We start from the raw sequence: 18247 nt of genomic DNA on the forward strand, positions 1-18247 counted from the left end.
AAAAGGCCTACCGGAATGGCAGACCTTATTTTTTAGATTTATTATACAGGAAGCACTGGATGTTTTCGAGGTGCTTTCGGAATTTCTTTATTTTCATAGTATCTAAAACGATTAGCAAGCTCGCTACGTAGCTCACTTGGTGAAACTATTTCATCCACGATCATCTCAGATGCAAGTTTATAAATATCAATTTCTTCTTTGTACTCAGCATGTTTTTCTTGAACAAATTTTAAACGTTCTTTCGGATCTTCAATAGCCTCTATTTTGTTAGAATAAACAGCATTCACAGCTGCCTCTGGACCCATAACTGCAATTTGTGCAGTAGGTAAGGCAATACATACATCCGGTTCAAAAGCTGGACCGGCCATTGCGTATAACCCTGCACCATATGCTTTACGTACAATAACGGAGATTTTTGGTACAGTAGCTGAGCTCATAGCTGCAATCAGTTTCGCTCCATGTCGTATAATCCCTGCACGTTCCACCTTCGTACCAATCATGAAGCCTGGAACATCCGCTAAAAATAATAGAGGAATTGAAAAAGCATCGCATAGTGAAATAAATTTTGCTGCTTTATCAGACGAATCAACAAAAAGCACTCCACCCTTTGCCTTAGGCTGGTTTGCAATAATTCCTACTGCTTGCCCCTCGATACGTCCAAAACCTGTAATTAACTCTGGTGCAAATAATTTTTTAACATCAAAAAATGAATCTTCATCTATTATTGCATTAATTGCTTCATACATATCAAACGGAGCATTTTGATTTTCAGGTATAATGGCTTCTAAAGTTCTGCCTTCTTTTGCTTTCTTCGGTTCTACTTTTTTAGGCTTTTCCGTATAGTTAGCTGGGAAATAACTTAAATATCGTTTGGCTTCATTAATAGCTTCTTCTTCAGAAGTTGCCAACACATCTCCACATCCACTAATCGTACAGTGCATGCGAGCTCCACCCATTTCTTCTAACGTAACTTTTTCACCAATTACTTTTTCAGCCATACGTGGTGAACCTAAGTACATGGAGGCATTTCCTTCCACCATAATAACTAAATCACAAAATGCAGGTATGTATGCCCCACCCGCTGCAGATGGACCAAATAGTAAACAAATCTGTGGAATGAAACCAGAAAGTCTTACTTGGTTATGAAATATTCTGCCCGCACCACGGCGATTAGGAAACATGTCTAATTGGTCTGTTATACGAGCACCTGCTGAATCTACTAAATATAACATTGGAACTCTATTTTTCTCTGCTATTTCTTGTATGCGAATAATTTTCTCCACTGTACGTGAACCCCACGAACCGGCCTTTACAGTAGAGTCATTGGCCATTACACAAACCGTCTGACCATTAACTTTTCCTGTCGCTGTAACAACGCCATCAGCAGGTAAGTCACCTGCCTCAACATTTGCAAAGCGTCCATCTTCAATATATTCCCCGTTGTCAAATAGTAAAGCTAAACGATCACGAACAAATAACTTATTTTGCTCTTTCATTTTTTCATGGTATTTAGAATGACCACCTGCAAAAATGGACGTTAACTTTTCTTCTAATCTTTCATTATACGTTTTCGTTTCTCCCAAACTAAAAACCCCCATATCTAAAGGATTGGCTCTGTATTATTTATTAGTGATTTTCAATGCGGTCATAGAATGTATTTCAACACAAACAGATGTGCGTTCGCCACACACTACTAATTAATCTCCGCAGAACTATTTAACAATGCCAAAGTAATTGAAAATTTTACTCAAACGTTACTAAAACGTCTCCTTCATTAACGAAATCGCCTTCTTTAGCATTAATAGAAGCGACTTTACCAGCGACTTCTGCTTCAATTGGAATTTCCATTTTCATTGATTCTAGAACCATCACTACTTGTCCAGCAGAAACTTCTTCTCCTACTTCTACATTCACTGTAAATACTGTACCTGCCATTGTCGATTCTAAATTTTTCATTTTGAAACTTCCTCCCCTTGATTTTGCATCCATTCCCCTAAAATGGATGTGGAATATACTCCACTGTTAAAACTCTCAGCGTGTAAAAAACGATCAAACAAGTCAATATTTGTTTTCACACCTTCTATTTTAGCAGAAGAAAATACTTTTTGTGCTTTCTCAATTGCCAATTCTCTGTTCGATTCATGAATAATTATTTTAGCAATCATCGGATCATAAAAAGGGGTTACTTTATTTCCTTCTTCGTACCCTGCCTCTATTCTTATTTCCTCCACTTCTCCCCAATTTAAATAAGTTATTGTTCCTGGTGAAGGAAAGAAAGTTTTTGGATCTTCTGCATATACTCTAAATTCAAAAGCATGACCATTTGACTTAATTAACTGTTGGTCTTTTACTGGTAGTTCTTCTCCTGAAGCAACTTTTAACTGCCATTCTACCAAATCAAAACCAGTCACAGCTTCAGTAACGGGATGTTCAACTTGAAGCCTCGTGTTCATTTCTAAGAAATAAAATTGATGATTTTGATCTACTATGAATTCAACTGTTCCAGCATTAACATATTCTACAGCCTTCGCAGCATTTATCGCTGCTTCATATAACTTTTCGCGTGCTTCTTGTGGAAAGTTAGGGGATGGTGATTCCTCTAATACTTTTTGATTTCTTCGTTGTACCGAGCAATTTCGCTCAAATAAATGAACGATATTACCAAAACTATCACCAAATATTTGCACTTCAATATGTCGGGAAGCATCTATAAATTTTTCTAAAAATACAACATCATTTCCAAAATAGGATTTTGCACGTGTTTTTATTGACTCAAAATGCTTTTCTAAAGTTGCTTCATCGTCACAGCGAATCATGCCTATACCCCCACCACCAGCACTAGCTTTTAACATAATGGGATAGCTTATATTTAAAGCAGCTTCTTTCGCTTCCACTATAGATGTAAGACCCTCTTCCGTTCCAGGAACGACAGGGACATTTGCATGAATCATTGTGAGTCTCGAGCCAATTTTATCGCCCATTTTTTCAATTGTTTCTGGTTTTGGTCCTATAAATTTAATCCCTGCAGCTTCCGCTTTTCGAGCAAAGTCTGCGTTTTCTGATAAAAATCCATAGCCTGGATGGATTGCATCCACATTCTCTTTAATAGCAATCGCAATAATTTCGTCCACTTTTAAATAGGACTGTTGTACAGGGTTTGGTCCGATTAAATAAGCATAATCAGCTTCTTTTACATACGGTAGCTCTTGATCTGCTTCCGAATATATTGCAACTGTTTCAATGTTTAGCTTTTTACAAGTTTTAATAATACGTCTTGCAATTTCACCCCTGTTTGCAATAAGTACTTTTTTCATTATATTACCCCCTCTATAAAAACGTGAACCCCATCTCTATTAGTCTATACGAATAATGAAAACGATTTCAACTAAATAACAAAAAAAATTGTTATTTTGATAAATGATTTGCATTTACATTTAAAAAAGCCTCTAATAAATAGAGACTTTGTGTTATTTCTATTCTATATGCGTAATCCCTTGTCTAACCCAATTAACTAATTGTTCGTAATCTCTCTTCAATAAGTTGTATGCGTTGGAAATTTGATCATAAGATTGTTTCATTTCATCATAACTTTCCATCGCTAGCTGAAGATGATTTTGCACAGATGACGAATCTGCAGTATCTCTTGCTTGCGCTTCTTTTTTAGGCATTTCTCTTTGAAGGACAATCGGGCGAAGGTTTTTATTCCACCTGAAAGCACATGCTTGTTTTGAGCGACCTAACAAAATGCTCGCTTCTTCAAATCCGGATATTTGTGTATGTCCTTGCTCTATTTTCTTTAAAACTATTTCTTTTAAAAGATTGTCTTCTTCCACAGTCCAACTATCTTTTCTAATTTTAACATTCATGTTATCACCCTTTGCTTTTTTAATAATATATGCAAATTGGGTATAAATAGACTCTAAATGTTATTACTTTTTTTATTACTTATTTATTACTGTTAAATTTTTTACTGCTAGCTTTGTTATTCACATAGAATGAGGTTTATAACACTTAATAGAATGTGTTTTAGCAACTTAGAGAGGAGAACACGGCTGTATGCTTTTCCGCACACTCAAGAGCTTCCGGAGGAAGAATAGCTTCTGTTACGGGGCTCAATCTTCACACTTTTACGGCGTGTGAGGCGCACATCCTGAATCCACTAGTTTCATTCTGTCCTTGAGAAAAGTGGTACTCAATCGACCGCCTCCTGAAAGCTTAAAAGTACTTAAGTAGAAAAGTTTATACCTTCTTATTGTTCAAAAAGTTATTGACTGCATCGTGGTGGATATCCTGTTCCCAGAGAACAGCGCAGCTTGAAACCTCTTCCATTACTCGTTCATATAATTTACTTTGCTCCCATTTACGGATTGCTTGAATTTTATATGCTTGAAGTACGGTAGAATGGGGAACGATCATTTTTTGGATAAACTTGTTTAATGCGATAAGTTTATCTCCCTCATATAATTGTGTTGCCCATCCGATTGAGAAAAGGTAATCAGCTGTATAGGGCACTGCTTCTGTAAGCATTTGTAATGCTTGGTCATGCCTCATGCCTTTTTCAAATAAATAGGTGCCGCCTCCCCAACCAGAGGTGATTGCTAATTTCCCTTGAATGTACCCACATTTCGCTTCTTTTTTTACGAGTCGATAATCACAAAGAGTAGCTATTTCACAGCCCCCTCCTACTGCTGTTCCGTTAACGAGAGCAATTGTAGGAATTGGTAACGTTGCTACTTCGTATAAGACATTTGCCGTCTCACTTAACATTTTATAGGATTCCTTTTCTGTTTTTAATTTATGAAAAACAGAAAGATCTCCTCCTGAACAAAATGTTTTTTCACCTGCTCCAGTGATTACAGCGAGTTTAATCGACTCATTTGTTTTTACATTATGTATAAGTTCCTTAAATCCTTCCACTACTTCTCCATTGATGGCGTTATGAATGTCAGGTCTATTTATTTCAAAAATTATCATGTCGTCTCTTATTTCCATTGTAAAAGCCACTTCATGCACCCCTGTTTTTGAAAATTTATAGAGAAAAAGGCTACCGAAGAGCCATGGTCTCTTTGGTAGCCTTTAATGGAACAAATACTGAATTATTTGCTCACTACTTCTTTCCCTTTGTATTGACCGCATGATTTACAAATTCGGTGAGCCAATTTCATTTCACCACAATTTGGACAAGCAACCATACCAGGTACGGATAATTTAAAATGTGTACGACGTTTTCTTTTTACAGTTTTAGAAGTTCTTCTAGCTGGTACTGCCATTGGTGGCACCTCCTTACAGATCTATTATTCGTCTGTTTGATCAAAATACTTAGCTAAGTCAGCCAGTCTTGGATCCAATTTTGGTTGATCATCTTCCTGCATATCATTTAGATCATCATCTGTTGTATATGACCAGCCGTTTCCACCCTCATGCTTAAATTGGTCTGCACCTTCTTTAAACACTTGCAATGGAATTTCTAGTAGGATTAACTCCTCTAACACTGGATCAACTTGAATAACATCGCCGTCTACTATATGAAAGTTATCATATGCTTGCGCAGTGGCAGATGCAGTTTCAGACCAGCTGAAAATTTCATCAGATTGAATCTCAAATGGAAATTCTACATCTTCCCAAGTGCGAGCACAAGGTAATATGAGAGTTCCTGAAAGCTGAAAATGACAAGTCATTTGCGCTGCACCAAACGTGCAGTGCCCTGTTACATGAACGGGTGAAATATTTCGAACGTCCGGGTTTCGCTTCTTCACATTTTCGAGAGTTACGAATTCATCTAACGTCATCCCGTTATCACGATATTTAGCTAATTGATGAATTGCCCATTTCATACGATTATCACCTCAAGACAACAAAATTTATTATATAATGACAGGATTTAGATGTCAAGATAATTTCTTGTCACTACTTCATTTTAACATTATACTCTCATTAAGGAAAGCGCTTGATTCTAGACAGCTACTATTTAGGAAAGTTATACTTTCTTCGAGGAAGGAAAGGATTTGATTGATGATGAAAGCTACAGGAATAGTTGTTGAATATAACCCTTTTCACAATGGACATTTATACCATTTAAATCAATCACGAAGTAAAACAAACAGTGATGTGATTGTAGCGGTAATGTCTGGAAACTTTTTGCAACGTGGAGAACCCGCATTAGTTGACAAGTGGGCACGTGCAAAAATGGCTGTTTCAGCTGGTGTTGATTTAGTAATAGAATTACCATACGCATTCGCTACAGCCCAAGCGAGTGACTTTGCAAAAGGTGCCATTTTTTTATTAGATTCATTAAAATGTGAATTCTTTTGTTTCGGTAGTGAAGAAGGCTCTTTAGATTCTTTTCATCATACATATGACTTATTATCGACCAATAAAGCCGATTATAATACAGCTATCTCGACTTTAATGAAACAAGGTATTAGTTACCCAAGAGCTTTAAACGAAGCTTACAAAATGATTTCAAGTGATTCAACTGTTCCGTTAGTTGACTTATCAAAACCAAATAATATATTAGGGTATCATTATATCGAGGCAGCTTATCAGTTAAATGCATCTATAAAGCCAGAAACGATTCATCGGGTCATAGCAAATTATCACGATGATGCGGAGGCTTCCCAAACAATTGCAAGTGCTACAGGAATAAGAAAAGTGTTGTTTGGGGAAATGGATCTTACATCTATTCAATCTTATTTACCTAATACTAGTATTACGGAATTGCATGCTTGGCATTCAGCTTTCAATGCTTTTGGTAGTTGGGAAAGTTTTTGGATATCTTTAAGATATATTATTTTAAGGCATACTAAAGAGCAATTAGCTAATTATGCAGAAGTCACGGAAGGTATGGAAAATGCCATTTGGGATGCTGCGATGAAGTGTAATTCCTTTCAATCCTTCATGCAACAAATAAAATCAAAACGTTTTACTTGGACGAGGATTCAAAGAATGTTAACGCATATCTATATTGGTTTTACATGGAATGAGTTAAAGCAAATGGACTTGCCTACTTATATACGACCACTTGCAATGAGCAGGAATGGCCAGGCTTATTTAAATTCCTTAAAAAAAGATTTACAGCTTCCACTGATAAGTAGAGTAGCTGCTCATAAAGAAAACGAGATGCTTATGCTTGATCTGAAAGCGGCAAATTTATATTATTTAGGTCTCCAATCTACTTTTGCACAAAAGATGATTGGAAGCGACTATAGAATCGCTCCAATTATTTTGTAATAACCTATTTAGGCTCTAATTGATCTAAATAGGCGAGTGCATCATCTATTGTTCTAACAGGCACAATTTTCATTTTTGTGCCTATTTTTTTTGCAGATTTTAAAGCTTCCTCATAGTTTGTTGTTAAATCAGGGTTATTCGCTAAAATAGATGGATCGATTTCGTCATCTGGCGCAAACATTATTTCGATTCCTTTTCTATCAGCCGCGATAACTTTTAAATCTATTCCACCAATTCGTCCAACTGTACCATCTGGCTTCATTTCACCAGTACCCGCAATGTTATAACCTTTTGAAATATCTTCCGGTATAAGTTGATTCAAAATTTCTAACGTAAACATAAGACCTGCTGATGGGCCCCCTATATCTTCTGAGTTCATATGGACGACAGGGGTAGTTTCTACTTTTTTGTCTTCTGTGTAAGATATCCCGATTCCTGGTTTTTCAAGAACGCCTGGTATTGATTTTAAAGTAACTTCTTTTTCAAGTGTTTCTCCGTCTCTTTCAACTGTCAGTTGGACAACATCACCCTGACCTTTTTCGCTCAAGTACGTTTTAAGTTTTTCTTCGGTCAATTCCGTTAAATTATCCATTCCAATAATTTTATCTCCAGGTTCTAAAATGCCGTCAGCAGCACTATCTTTTAAAACATTAAAAATAAATATTCCATTGTTTATTACTTTATATGGCTTATTTGCTCGATCAAATGCTACCGAAATAGCATTAAATTGAGAATCAGACATAAGCTTTAATTGACGAATATTATATTCTTGTTCATCTTCATCTGCGTTACGGATTTGACTGGCTTTATAAATTTTTTGGTTATCGACTATTTTGGCATACGCATAAGTTAATGGAGTAGCTTTTGCTAAGGAGATTGTAAGAAGACTCATTTTCCCTTCATCGTCTTCATCTCCACCTTGTACTTCTACAAATGGTGTAAGTTCATATGCACCACCTGGTTTAGAAATATAGGATTCCATTGGGTAAAAGGCTAGGGATGCTACTAGCACCAAAATTAGAAGGAGAATTATTGGTTTTCTCTTCAGCATAATATATTTATCCCTTCCTTTTAATTTCATATTCATTAGTTTATCACTTCCATTTTTACCTGACAAAACAAATGAACAATAAAGGATGTAATAATTTTGCACAAAATAATTTCAATCGGCAGTTGGGCACTCATCATTCTTTTATTTATGCAACCAGGTATTGCACATAAGGGAGCCGTAGAAGGAATGCGTATATTTACTACTGCATTACTTCCTTATTTACTACCTTACTTAGTGATCACTCAAATGTTTATACGCTCGCAAAATTCTTTTTTAAAGACTAAAAATAAGTTTAAGTTGTATTTGAATATTTACCTTCTCAGTGCCATTGGTGGCTTTCCTAGTGGAGCAGCAATTATTTCGTCTTTAAAAGAAATGGGCACTTTAACTAACCGGAATGCTAGTTGGCTAATTGCAATTTGCCATGCCCCAAGCCCAATGTTTGTCATTGGTTTTGTTGGTATAGATATATTTAATGCAGAAATAGCTGGTCTGAAGTTGTTATTAATTATTCATATTGTAAATTTGTTATTCCTTTTAGTATTCATTATTCGATCTCCTGCTATTCAGACAAATATTGAGACTGTTAAATTTTCTTCTTCGCCGTTTCAAGAGAGTATCAAAGAAACCTCTCAAATATTACTACTAATAGGTACTACAGTTGTCTTTTTTACAACGGTTAGTATTATTGTGTTTGAATCCGTAAAAGAGGTTTTACCTAATTTATCTCCACTTCTATTAGTATTTGTAGCATCCTTTTTTGAAATGACTGGAGGAATAAGTCTTTCCGGTGAAATATTATCTGGAAATGAATTTCTTCCTGTAATTGTAGCGCTGATCATTGCATTTAGTGGTATAAGCATACATATGCAAATAATCGTTCTTGCGCAAAAAGCAGGAATTTCCATTCGCCGTTACATAGTCTTCCGTTTTCTTCACATAATCATAATCCCAATCCTTTTCTACTTTTTCGCATAAGTAGAAATGTTACGGTTGGATTACTGGTGCCAGGCACCAGTAATCTACTCGTAACAATATGTAAATGAGAGGAAAATGAACAGAGAAAAACCTTGCAATGGTTGCAAGGTTAGTCGAGGTTGTATTTAAGTTTAAGTGCTGCTTCTACTTGAGGTGGAACAAGCTCACTAATTTGACCGCCATATTTAGCGACTTCTTTTACTATGCTCGAGCTTAAGAAAGAATATTGATTTTTTGTCATGATGAAAAATGTTTCAATTTCATCATTCAACACTCGATTCATTGAAGTGATTTGCATTTCGTATTCAAAATCCGAAACTGCTCTTAAGCCGCGGATAATAGCGCTTGCATTTACACTTTCCGCATAATCCATTAATAACCCAGAAAATGTTTCTACTTTCACATTCGGAAGATTTGCTGTCACTTCCTCGATGAGTTTTACTCTTTCCTCTACAGAAAACAGAGGATTCTTCGAGGAATTGTTTAATACAACTACATGAACTTGTCCAAAAATAGCTGCTCCTCGGTGAATAATATCTAGATGTCCATATGTAATTGGATCAAAACTTCCCGGTACGACTGCAATTTTAACCAATTTAATTCCCCTCTTCCATCCGTTTACGGTAAATAGAGATAACGGTATTCCCATAAGTTTCTCTTCTTGTTAGAGTAAACGTTTCTAAATCAGTTTCCAAGTCGACGGTTTTATCATGTTCGCAAACAATTATCCCCGTGTCTTTCATACACCCTATCTCTACAATCTTTTTAGCTAAATCATAAAATTGTACTTTACTATATGGTGGATCGACAAATAACAAGTCAATTTGAAGTTCTCTTTTCTCAAAAGCCTTCACTGCTCTTGAAGCATCAATTTTATATCTTTCGCTTGATTCATCTAAACGACATTTCTGTAGATTATCCACAATAGTTTGCATCGCTTTTTGGTCTTTTTCAATAAAAATACAAGTATCAATTCCTCGACTGAGTGCTTCAATTCCTAAATTGCCACTACCTGCAAACAAATCGACTGCGATTCCTCCATCGAAATAAGGACCAATCATATTGAAAATAGATTCTTTTACTTTATCTGTAGTTGGTCTTGTATTAGTTCCGGGAACCGCTTTTAAAGGTAGCCCTTTTTTCGTTCCTGATATAACTCTCATTTTAATACTCCTAGCTATCAAATTCGCCTTAGCGAATTTGTGTGACAAGATTTTTCGCCTACCTATAGGCTATCTCTCCAAAAACAGAAGACTTTTACTAAATTAAATTAAAATAACCCAGACTGTTTAATATTTATTCGCTTTTCTTCCTTTTCTACATCCAGCAAAAATAAGCGAATCATCCATGCTTCTTCGATATAATAAATAGCACCAATTTTTTCAAACGGTTCGGACATAGCATCATATCTTTTTTGGTTTAATACATAAAAAGGCTCTTGAATAGGAAAACGGAAGGCTCTTGTAGCATTTTGTATATATAATCCCTTATCCGTATCATTTATCGTATAACCTAATTCAGAAAGTAGTGGTTCTACCGAGTACAATACTTTTCCTTCTTTAAAAAGCACCTTCATATTTTCCTGTTCTAATTCATTTATATAAACTGGTCTTGAATCCTCAAACAGCAATGGAAAATGCTCAGCACCGGCTTGTACATTAAAGGTAAAAAAAGATGTTTTCAATTTGAGAATATTTGTTAACATAGTATCTAATTTTTCAGCATCAACCTGTTTATTTTTCTCTAAAGCTAATTTCCAATTTTCCAATTGATCAGTTGTAAGATAGCTAACAAGTGTATCATACATCCATCTCGCCTTTTCAGAACCAATAGGTTGGTCCAGTAGAAAACTACTGATTACTTCTGCTAACAACGTGTCTGGCGAGTCTATTCCGTATATTAACTGAACATGTTTAACAATTAGCTCTCGCTGAATAGAGATTATATCCTCACTTTCAATAAAAGCAATTCTAGAAGAATTCATTTCAAGTTTTTTATTTGAAAAAAGTACTGACACATGTTCTCTGTTTGGTAAATGTAATTGTTCTAACTGTTCTATTAACTCTTTTGGTATTTCTTTATGAGAATAGAGACTGTAGTTGTTATCTTCATATTGAATAGGTACCACTTCTTTTTGCCAATATAATTCTTTAACATCACCTTCACCGATGAAAAGAGAGTAGTCAATTAAATCTAATGACGTGCTGCCTAGAACTGACAATCCACTTACCCACATTCCACCTCTTTTTAACTCATCCGTTATATGAAGTGTTGTATAGGAAACGCCACCTTTATCTAATTTCACCAGAAAGTCAGAAAAAATTTGAGCCTCTTTTAATCCATCTAGAAGTGGAATTTCATATGAAATACTTTGGCTTGAAGATTCTCCTTCTTTAAAGGCTGTCAAATCTTCTGTTAAACGATCACAGTCAGAGTTTTTACTTAAATCACAACTTCTATTTTCACTAGAAATTGGCCAAACTACTGCAATTTTTTCTGAAGGCAAGTTATTAAAATGTTGTTTTACAATAATTTTATCTGCTTTGAATTTCAATTCAATCTCTTGCTCGTAAAAGTATGAAGCCTCATCAGCATCCAAGCTAGAGGAGTAGACGTGATACTGCGATAACAATAAAACGCTATTCGTCACAATGAGTAACATAGATATAAAGCTAATAATAAATTTCATAGAAATGTCCTCCAACAAAATGGTAAGATGAATTGGAAAGGAAGTGTTATCATTGATTCAACGTTTTATTGAGCTTGGCGAGGGCTATGGAGATATTTTTGAGCTTTGTGAACTTGCACGAGTAAACAAAAATCGAATTCATCGGGCTTTTATTTTTACTTCTAAAAAAGAGAATAAAGAATACTGTTCCATTGCAATTGCCCTAAAACCAATTAATTCTGCTAATTTTTTCCCGATTTATATATGTCGTGAAGGAATACCTAATACCAATCCAATTACACAAAGGCTATCGACCTTTCAGGCAACATTAGATGAATTAAAAATTATACCAGTTCAATTGGAAATCAAACATTCATCCATATATGATGATAAGGAACTATTCTATCAATACGTGATCGGAGTTTTACGTTTAAATCATTTAATACCGCCGTTACAATAGATTACGTTACAAACCGATTTTATAATCATATTCTTTCGCTTTATCAGGCTTACTATTTTCAAATTCAGTTTTTAAAAACGGCCGATAGGATTCTAAAATTTCTTTCACAAAAGGTAGTTTACTCATCTTTTGTTTTGCAATTTCAATCATATCTTGGTCACAGTATAAGACTACATATTTTAATCTTTTCGAAATATAATGGACATGCCCATATTTACGTAAAGACTTTGCTTGTTTTAAATGATGCACATAGACAATTAATCCTTGTCTTTCTGTCATACGATTCCCTCATTTCTTCTTATAAAAAGAATAACATATGGAGGAAAATGATAGCAACAACAACTAGCTGACAGTTTTGCATCAATTCGATATAATTAAAACTACCTTTCGTTAAAAAGGAGGATTAGAAAGTAATGGGTAAAAAAACAAATGTAGCAATCGCCATTGCAGCAGCAGCTGGAGCAGCTTGGGCAAGTACAAAGGCTCTCTCTAAGCCACTTAGCCGTTCTGCAAAAGAAGCACTAGAATACAATCAACCAATTATTCTTGCTCATCGTGGAGGATCTGCTCTTGCACCCGAATGTTCTCCATCCGCTTTTGAAAATGCAGCTAAGCTTGGTGTTCATGGTTTTGAAATAGATATAAGACTAACAAAAGATGAAGAAATTGTGGTTTTTCACGATGAATACACTGACAGAGTGACTAATCTTACTGGAAGAGTTGCCGATTATACGTTAGTAGAGCTTAAAAAAGCTGATTTAGGATTTCACTTCCTAGATTTAAATGGAGAAAATTCTTATAGAGATTGTGGAGAACAAATAATGACATTAGGAGAGTTGCTAGACAAGTACCCTCAAATGCTTATTAATCTGGATATCAAAGATGCCCCACAGTCCTACGAAGGAAGCTTAATGCCATCTAAGCTTTGGAGACTATTAGAAGAAAAACAGGCATTCCACCGGGTTGTCGTCACCAGTTTTTATGACGAACAAATTGATCGATTTAATCTTTATGCTCAAAACACAGTAGCACTTGGGGCTGGAGAAAGAGAAGTACGAAAAGCATATACAGCATTCACTAGTCAATTCAAACACTTATATCATCCAAAAGCTGATGTATTTCAAATCCCAGTGCGATCAAATATGTTCCCTTTAGATAGTGCAAGTTTCATAAAATTTTTAAATTCTTTAAATATCCCAGTTCACTATTGGACGATCGATGATCCAGTTGTTATGAGAAGGCTAATTGACAATGGTGCAAAAGGTATTATCACAGACCGACCGGACCTAGCTATTGAAGCACTTAAGCTAGATTAGTTATGTAAAGCATTGCAAAAAAAAAAGGATGTGTGCCAATGCACACATCCTTCCTTATTCCATACTTAAGCTGAACAAGAGCAGGAACCACCTGTACCACAGCCACTGCCACAGCTAGAACCGCTTGATGCAAAAAATGGATTGCTTACTGGTACTTTGACACCTTCTGAAACAGATTTACCGATTAACAAGCTCACTTCGTCCAACAAGTCTTGCAAGTCATTTTCAGCGATTTTTAATATCGCAACTTCATCCACCATATCGAGCTTTCTTTTAGTAACTCGAATATTCTTCATTACTGTTGAATAATCTGGATGGTATTTTCCGAAACGTTGAACCTCTTCGTATTGGTCCTTAAGTCTTGCAAAATCATTAATTTCTCTGACTAAGCTAGAATTTGTATATACAGCACGATGTGCGTCTAAGTAACGATAAAATTGTTCAGAGGAAAGTATCATACTACATAGTTCGTCTGATTGGTCCATTATTGTGGCCCATTCATAGGTCATAATCATTTCCATTCCTCCAATCATCTTTATCATAACAAAAACTAGAAACAATTGCTAAACTATTATCTTATCGTTAGGAGTAATATAAATGAATGAATTAAACTCTTTAATAACTCAAGTTACAGAAAATGCATCAGAGGTAGAAATAAACTTACTAAAAGAATTTTTAAAAGGTATACAAAATAAACAACAAGAAAAAGCTCCTACCTATTTAAATGCAGTTTTTCATATGGATACTCAATATGAGGGAGATAAATGCATTGTAACTCTACCAATCACTCCATTATCTTACAATAGTTTTGATATTCCACATGGTGGCGTAATTGCAACTCTTGCAGATAATGCGATGGGTTTTCTCGTTAATAAAGATTTGCGTTCCGAAGGAAAAGGTGCTGTAACAACAAATATGACGATCCATTATGTAAAAGCAGCAACAGAAAACACTTTAGTTGCTACTGCTACTTACTTACACAAAGGTCGCCAAACATTAGTTATGGAATGCACGGTAACACAACCTAATGGCAAAAAAATTGCTTATGCAACCGGATCATTTTTTGTTATTGATCCAGCTAACTCTTCAAAATAACTTTTCACTACTTCATGATCAGAAAAAGGGACTACGAGATCATTCACGATTTGCTCTTGTTCATGTCCCTTTCCTGCAATTAATACAATATCTCCTTTCGTTGCAATACTTAATGCTAATAATATTGCTTGTTTTCGGTCCATCTCTACGATGGCTTTATCTCTTTTCGTGCCTTGTAAAATATCCGCGACAATGTCAACAGGATTCTCATATCTTGGATTATCATTCGTTATAATAGCCTTTGTAGCATACTTAGTAGCTACTTCTCCCATCCCTCTTCTCTTTTGCCTGTCACGATTTCCACCACAACCAAAAACAACATAAACTTCTTTTTTAGCATATGTTTTAATTGCACCTAAGCTAGCCTCTAGTGCATCCGGAGTATGTGCGTAATCTATTAATACTTCGATTCCTTGTTCATTTTCAATCCTTTCTAATCTACCTTTTGGGAGCTTTACAGGTTTTAACTCTTCAATCGATATACCTAGAGCTTTCATAACTGCTATTGCTGCTGCTAGGTTCGACCCATTATAATATCCACTATTAGTCATCTCTGTATGCAATGCTTTTTTACCAACCAAAAATTTATACTTTATCTTTTCCTTTGTATAATCTACCTTTTGATAAATGACATCATTTTTTTGATTTTCTCCAAAACGTGTTACAGGTAAATAAGTCTTCTCTGCGATGGACTTACACCATGCATCATCATCATTAATCACCAAATGCTTGGAAAGTAAAACAAGCAGTTCTTTCGATTTTTTATATGGAACCATTCCGCCATGGAACTCAATATGATCTTTACCTATATTTAAAAATACACCTACATCAATTGGATAATTACACAATCGTTGATCTAGTAAACCTTGAGAAGATGCTTCCAAAACAATATAATCTACTTTCTTCTCATAACAATACTTCACTACTTGAATAAAATCATAAAAAGGTAAAGTAGTATTGCTTCGTAAATAATGATCTAGTCTATTACCATTCTCGAATACACCTAGCGTTCCAATGACACAAACTGATTTTTTTTGTTGCCTCAATAGCTGTCCAACAAAGGATGCTACTGTAGTTTTACCATTTGTGCCAGTTATACCTATTGTTTTTATTTTACTACCATATAGTTCATATGTTAATGTTGATAGTTTTCTTTTAAAATGATGCATATCTGTAGGAATGATTATTTGTGGAACCATACAATCCGGTATAAAACACTCGGTTAGGATTGCAACAGCTCCTCGTCTTATCGCTTCATCTATAAAGATACGATTGTTCGTTTGAGAGACAAAAACATCTCCAACTGTTATTTGCTTTGAATGATCAATACACCTGTTTATTGAAACGTTTTGAAAATCACCAATAATTTCGTACTGTAATCCTTTTAATAATTCTTTTAAAGGATAAATAATTATCCACTCCCTACACCATTCTTGTATGTTCGCATAAAGTAAAATGAATTCCTTGTATCGTATGAACGGAGTGTTTAAAATGTCACGAGTAAAGTTGATGAGGTTATGATTGTTCAGAAGTATGGTGGTGTTGCTATGCAGAATCATCAAAGTAGACAATTAGTTATATCACATATTAGAAAAGCTATTAGCAAACACCAGAAAGTGCTTGTTGTTGTTTCTGCCATGGGAAGAAGAGGTCAATATTATTCAACCGATACACTTTTAGATCTAATACCAACATCTAATAATAATAGCGTGGAAACGGATTTACTATCTGCCTGTGGCGAATTAATCTCTGCATCTGTTTTGTGTGCAGAAATAAAAAAGGAAGGAATTCCTGCTACAATCCTATATGGAAAAAGTGCAGGTATAATTACAAATGAGGCATATGGTAATGCAGATATTTTATATGTAGAAACTAAAGAAGTAACTAATACGTTTAAGGATTATCCTTGCATTATAGTTCCAGGCTTCCAAGGTCTTTCGGAAAATCTTCAAACTTTTACTACATTAGGTAGAGGTGGGAGTGATTTAACAGCAGTCGTTTACGGGCATCATTTAAATGCAGATATTGTTGAATTTTACAAAAATGTTCCAGGTGTTATGACTTCCGATCCTTTTAAAAACGAATCAGTACAATTAATTTCTACAATGTCATATGAGGAATTACAAAACATAATCATAGAGCCTGTTGAAATCATACAAAAAAGAGCAGCGAAATTTGCTGCTCTTCACAAAGTACCTTTGCACATACGTTCTTTATATGAAGAAAGAGATGGAACTTATGTTTTTCAATAACTGTTATCTGTCTTCTTTTGGTATAGCTCTTTCAATAAAGTTTTGTGTGTAATAATTACCGTAAACACCTACTCCAGTATGTGTATACCATTTTCCTAATATTGTATCTCGATGATCTTTCGAGTTTAACCATCCATTGACTGCATCTCCTGCATCAAAATAAAAAGCTGCAGTATTTCCACCAGCTCTGTTAAAATCAATTGCTGATTCCTGTAATGTATCACTAAATTTAGGTACCTCAAAAGAATCGTTTTTTACAATATTGTTCTTTGCCATTTCTTCACTTTGTTGCCTTGCAATTTTTTGAAGATCTATATCAGATTCTAGAACTTTATAGCCATGTCTCAGTCTAAACAAATTGGTGATTTCAACAATTTGTCGTTCATTTGCTCGGTCTACAGAAACTTGCAAATCAGATGGTGGAGTTGTAGATTCCACCATTGACCCATTGTATAAAATATCATATGGTTTTTGTAAAAGAAGCGTTTCTGCATCAGAAAATCGAACAGCTTCTAATTGATTATCTTTCCCGTCTATATATAACATTGCATATAAGTTCTCAAATGGAACTAAAATTCTATTTGTTATGTCTTCTTTATTTAAAGAGAACGTATATATATTGGAGTCAATAGTCATTGTTATCTCAGATTGTACTATCGTAAAACGATAAATATCCTCCAATGATTGACCAATATCATATGGTGTTACGTCAATCTTATTCCCGATAGCAAGAATCTGTGAAACTTTATCTTCTGATACACCAATCATTTGATAATTTGAAAAAGAAGAATTATATATCCACCAATCATATCCAAAAACAGAAGGTTCTACTCGATCCGGCTTTCCTAATAGTTTTACTACCTCGCTAGAAGATTGACCTATTAGAACGGAGATACCTGTATTTGGTCTTGTAAAGATATTGTTCGATTCCACTACTTCTGTTGTTTCTTGAGGAATAACCTGTCCTGAGTTCTTTGATCCTGTAATTAGCTCATTTTCTTTCACAGGATTATCCAAATATATAAATATCACTAGTACTATAGCAATAAAAATTAAGATTCTAAATAGATTTTTCATCTTATATAACTCCTTACCAATTACTCCATTATCACTAGTATAACAAGCTTCTATAGAAATACACAATGTTGTCATTGCAACATTTTCAAATTTGAATTAATATTAATGAGAACGTACACT

At 34.9% G+C, this 18247-nt stretch carries 21 protein-coding genes; 6 read left to right on the forward strand and 15 right to left on the reverse strand.

Going from position 1 to position 18247, the window contains the following annotated elements; genetic code table 11:
• Nucleotides 1–41: 41 nt before the first annotated feature.
• The 7 genes from AN959_RS00350 to AN959_RS00380 form a co-directional block, all read right to left on the reverse strand.
• Entirely contained in the window at nucleotides 42–1583 is a 1542-nt protein-coding gene (locus AN959_RS00350) for an acyl-CoA carboxylase subunit beta (protein ID WP_371256450.1), read from the reverse strand.
• 160 nt (nucleotides 1584–1743) lie between these two features.
• On the reverse strand, nucleotides 1744–1956 hold the full coding sequence (locus tag AN959_RS00355) for an acetyl-CoA carboxylase biotin carboxyl carrier protein subunit (protein ID WP_053590107.1): 213 nt from the start codon (nucleotides 1954–1956) through the stop codon (nucleotides 1744–1746).
• Nucleotides 1953–3314 (reverse strand): acetyl/propionyl/methylcrotonyl-CoA carboxylase subunit alpha, encoded by a 1362-nt coding sequence (locus tag AN959_RS00360; protein WP_056827392.1) that lies wholly within the window; start codon nucleotides 3312–3314, stop codon nucleotides 1953–1955. Before AN959_RS00360 ends, AN959_RS00355 begins: the two co-directional genes overlap by 4 nt.
• Before the next feature lie 159 nt (nucleotides 3315–3473).
• Nucleotides 3474–3866, reverse strand: coding sequence for a hypothetical protein (locus AN959_RS00365; RefSeq protein WP_056827394.1), 393 nt, complete (start codon nucleotides 3864–3866; stop codon nucleotides 3474–3476).
• 373 nt (nucleotides 3867–4239) lie between these two features.
• A complete protein-coding gene (locus tag AN959_RS00370; protein WP_056827396.1) occupies nucleotides 4240–5004 on the reverse strand; it encodes an enoyl-CoA hydratase/isomerase family protein in 765 nt (254 codons plus the stop codon).
• A gap of 92 nt (nucleotides 5005–5096) precedes the next feature.
• Nucleotides 5097–5270 (reverse strand): 50S ribosomal protein L32, encoded by a 174-nt coding sequence (gene rpmF, locus AN959_RS00375; protein ID WP_053590111.1) that lies wholly within the window; start codon nucleotides 5268–5270, stop codon nucleotides 5097–5099.
• Between the two features lie 24 nt (nucleotides 5271–5294).
• Complete coding sequence (locus tag AN959_RS00380) at nucleotides 5295–5834, reverse strand: DUF177 domain-containing protein (RefSeq protein ID WP_053590112.1); 540 nt, start codon at nucleotides 5832–5834, stop codon at nucleotides 5295–5297.
• 181 nt (nucleotides 5835–6015) lie between these two features.
• Here AN959_RS00380 and AN959_RS00385 point away from each other — a divergent pair, with 181 nt between their 5' ends.
• Nucleotides 6016–7230, forward strand: coding sequence for a nucleotidyltransferase (locus AN959_RS00385; RefSeq protein WP_056829052.1), 1215 nt, complete (start codon nucleotides 6016–6018; stop codon nucleotides 7228–7230).
• A 4-nt stretch (nucleotides 7231–7234) separates the two neighbouring features.
• On the opposite strand, the gene AN959_RS00390 is transcribed toward AN959_RS00385, so the two are convergent.
• Entirely contained in the window at nucleotides 7235–8317 is a 1083-nt protein-coding gene (locus tag AN959_RS00390) for a SepM family pheromone-processing serine protease (protein WP_371256451.1), read from the reverse strand.
• 60 nt (nucleotides 8318–8377) lie between these two features.
• On the opposite strand from AN959_RS00390, the gene AN959_RS00395 reads away from it, so the two are divergent.
• On the forward strand, nucleotides 8378–9259 hold the full coding sequence (locus AN959_RS00395; RefSeq protein ID WP_056827399.1) for a hypothetical protein: 882 nt from the start codon (nucleotides 8378–8380) through the stop codon (nucleotides 9257–9259).
• Between the two features lie 109 nt (nucleotides 9260–9368).
• On the opposite strand, the gene coaD is transcribed toward AN959_RS00395, so the two are convergent.
• The 3 genes from coaD to AN959_RS00410 form a co-directional block, all read right to left on the reverse strand.
• A complete protein-coding gene (gene coaD, locus AN959_RS00400) occupies nucleotides 9369–9854 on the reverse strand; it encodes a pantetheine-phosphate adenylyltransferase (protein WP_053590114.1) in 486 nt (161 codons plus the stop codon).
• Nucleotide 9855: 1 nt separating this feature from the next.
• Entirely contained in the window at nucleotides 9856–10422 is a 567-nt protein-coding gene (gene rsmD, locus AN959_RS00405; RefSeq protein WP_056827402.1) for a 16S rRNA (guanine(966)-N(2))-methyltransferase RsmD, read from the reverse strand.
• Nucleotides 10423–10529: 107 nt separating this feature from the next.
• Nucleotides 10530–11948 carry a hypothetical protein gene (locus AN959_RS00410; RefSeq protein ID WP_056827404.1) on the reverse strand — a complete coding sequence of 473 codons (1419 nt, stop codon included), beginning with the start codon at nucleotides 11946–11948 and terminating at the stop codon, nucleotides 10530–10532.
• A 43-nt stretch (nucleotides 11949–11991) separates the two neighbouring features.
• Between AN959_RS00410 and AN959_RS00415 the strand changes: the two genes are divergently transcribed.
• Complete coding sequence (locus AN959_RS00415) at nucleotides 11992–12387, forward strand: methylthioribose kinase (protein ID WP_331457312.1); 396 nt, start codon at nucleotides 11992–11994, stop codon at nucleotides 12385–12387.
• Between the two features lie 6 nt (nucleotides 12388–12393).
• Here AN959_RS00415 and AN959_RS00420 read toward each other — a convergent pair whose 3' ends face one another.
• Nucleotides 12394–12666: a YlbG family protein gene (locus AN959_RS00420; protein WP_053590118.1), complete on the reverse strand. Its 273-nt coding sequence runs from the start codon at nucleotides 12664–12666 to the stop codon at nucleotides 12394–12396.
• A gap of 134 nt (nucleotides 12667–12800) precedes the next feature.
• Here AN959_RS00420 and AN959_RS00425 point away from each other — a divergent pair, with 134 nt between their 5' ends.
• The gene (locus tag AN959_RS00425) at nucleotides 12801–13703 is read left to right on the forward strand and encodes a glycerophosphodiester phosphodiesterase (RefSeq protein ID WP_053590119.1); all 903 of its coding nucleotides are present in this window, start codon (nucleotides 12801–12803) and stop codon (nucleotides 13701–13703) included.
• Nucleotides 13704–13768: 65 nt separating this feature from the next.
• Here the strand turns inward: AN959_RS00425 and AN959_RS00430 are convergent, their stop codons facing one another.
• Nucleotides 13769–14218 carry a YlbF family regulator gene (locus AN959_RS00430; RefSeq protein ID WP_053590120.1) on the reverse strand — a complete coding sequence of 150 codons (450 nt, stop codon included), beginning with the start codon at nucleotides 14216–14218 and terminating at the stop codon, nucleotides 13769–13771.
• 82 nt (nucleotides 14219–14300) lie between these two features.
• Here AN959_RS00430 and AN959_RS00435 point away from each other — a divergent pair, with 82 nt between their 5' ends.
• Complete coding sequence (locus tag AN959_RS00435; protein ID WP_056827405.1) at nucleotides 14301–14798, forward strand: PaaI family thioesterase; 498 nt, start codon at nucleotides 14301–14303, stop codon at nucleotides 14796–14798.
• On the opposite strand, the gene AN959_RS00440 is transcribed toward AN959_RS00435, so the two are convergent.
• Nucleotides 14747–16369, reverse strand: coding sequence for a UDP-N-acetylmuramoyl-L-alanyl-D-glutamate--2,6-diaminopimelate ligase (locus tag AN959_RS00440; protein WP_156350702.1), 1623 nt, complete (start codon nucleotides 16367–16369; stop codon nucleotides 14747–14749). The two genes, AN959_RS00435 and AN959_RS00440, sit on opposite strands and share 52 nt — an antisense overlap.
• Here AN959_RS00440 and AN959_RS00445 point away from each other — a divergent pair.
• Nucleotides 16346–17050 carry a hypothetical protein gene (locus AN959_RS00445; protein ID WP_056827409.1) on the forward strand — a complete coding sequence of 235 codons (705 nt, stop codon included), beginning with the start codon at nucleotides 16346–16348 and terminating at the stop codon, nucleotides 17048–17050. The two genes, AN959_RS00440 and AN959_RS00445, sit on opposite strands and share 24 nt — an antisense overlap.
• A gap of 3 nt (nucleotides 17051–17053) precedes the next feature.
• Here AN959_RS00445 and AN959_RS00450 read toward each other — a convergent pair whose 3' ends face one another.
• Nucleotides 17054–18127, reverse strand: coding sequence for a CAP-associated domain-containing protein (locus AN959_RS00450; protein WP_056827410.1), 1074 nt, complete (start codon nucleotides 18125–18127; stop codon nucleotides 17054–17056).
• Nucleotides 18128–18247: the final 120 nt, after the last annotated feature.

Origin of the sequence: Psychrobacillus sp. FJAT-21963 (assembly GCF_001420585.1) — a bacterium.
Taxonomy (GTDB): domain Bacteria; phylum Bacillota; class Bacilli; order Bacillales_A; family Planococcaceae; genus Psychrobacillus.

Coding starts and splice junctions, on each gene's coding strand:
- AN959_RS00445 (WP_056827409.1), top strand. CDS start 16,346: ATGCAGAATCATCAAAGTAGACAATTAGTTATATCACATATTAGAAAA.
- AN959_RS00435 (WP_056827405.1), top strand. CDS start 14,301: ATGAATGAATTAAACTCTTTAATAACTCAAGTTACAGAAAATGCATCA.
- AN959_RS00390 (WP_371256451.1), bottom strand. CDS start 8,317: ATGAATATGAAATTAAAAGGAAGGGATAAATATATTATGCTGAAGAGA.
- AN959_RS00380 (WP_053590112.1), bottom strand. CDS start 5,834: ATGAAATGGGCAATTCATCAATTAGCTAAATATCGTGATAACGGGATG.
- AN959_RS00385 (WP_056829052.1), top strand. CDS start 6,016: ATGAAAGCTACAGGAATAGTTGTTGAATATAACCCTTTTCACAATGGA.
- AN959_RS00420 (WP_053590118.1), bottom strand. CDS start 12,666: ATGACAGAAAGACAAGGATTAATTGTCTATGTGCATCATTTAAAACAA.
- AN959_RS00430 (WP_053590120.1), bottom strand. CDS start 14,218: ATGATTATGACCTATGAATGGGCCACAATAATGGACCAATCAGACGAA.
- AN959_RS00365 (WP_056827394.1), bottom strand. CDS start 3,866: ATGAATGTTAAAATTAGAAAAGATAGTTGGACTGTGGAAGAAGACAAT.
- AN959_RS00450 (WP_056827410.1), bottom strand. CDS start 18,127: ATGAAAAATCTATTTAGAATCTTAATTTTTATTGCTATAGTACTAGTG.
- AN959_RS00355 (WP_053590107.1), bottom strand. CDS start 1,956: ATGAAAAATTTAGAATCGACAATGGCAGGTACAGTATTTACAGTGAAT.
- AN959_RS00410 (WP_056827404.1), bottom strand. CDS start 11,948: ATGAAATTTATTATTAGCTTTATATCTATGTTACTCATTGTGACGAAT.
- rsmD (WP_056827402.1), bottom strand. CDS start 10,422: ATGAGAGTTATATCAGGAACGAAAAAAGGGCTACCTTTAAAAGCGGTT.
- AN959_RS00360 (WP_056827392.1), bottom strand. CDS start 3,314: ATGAAAAAAGTACTTATTGCAAACAGGGGTGAAATTGCAAGACGTATT.
- rpmF (WP_053590111.1), bottom strand. CDS start 5,270: ATGGCAGTACCAGCTAGAAGAACTTCTAAAACTGTAAAAAGAAAACGT.
- AN959_RS00425 (WP_053590119.1), top strand. CDS start 12,801: ATGGGTAAAAAAACAAATGTAGCAATCGCCATTGCAGCAGCAGCTGGA.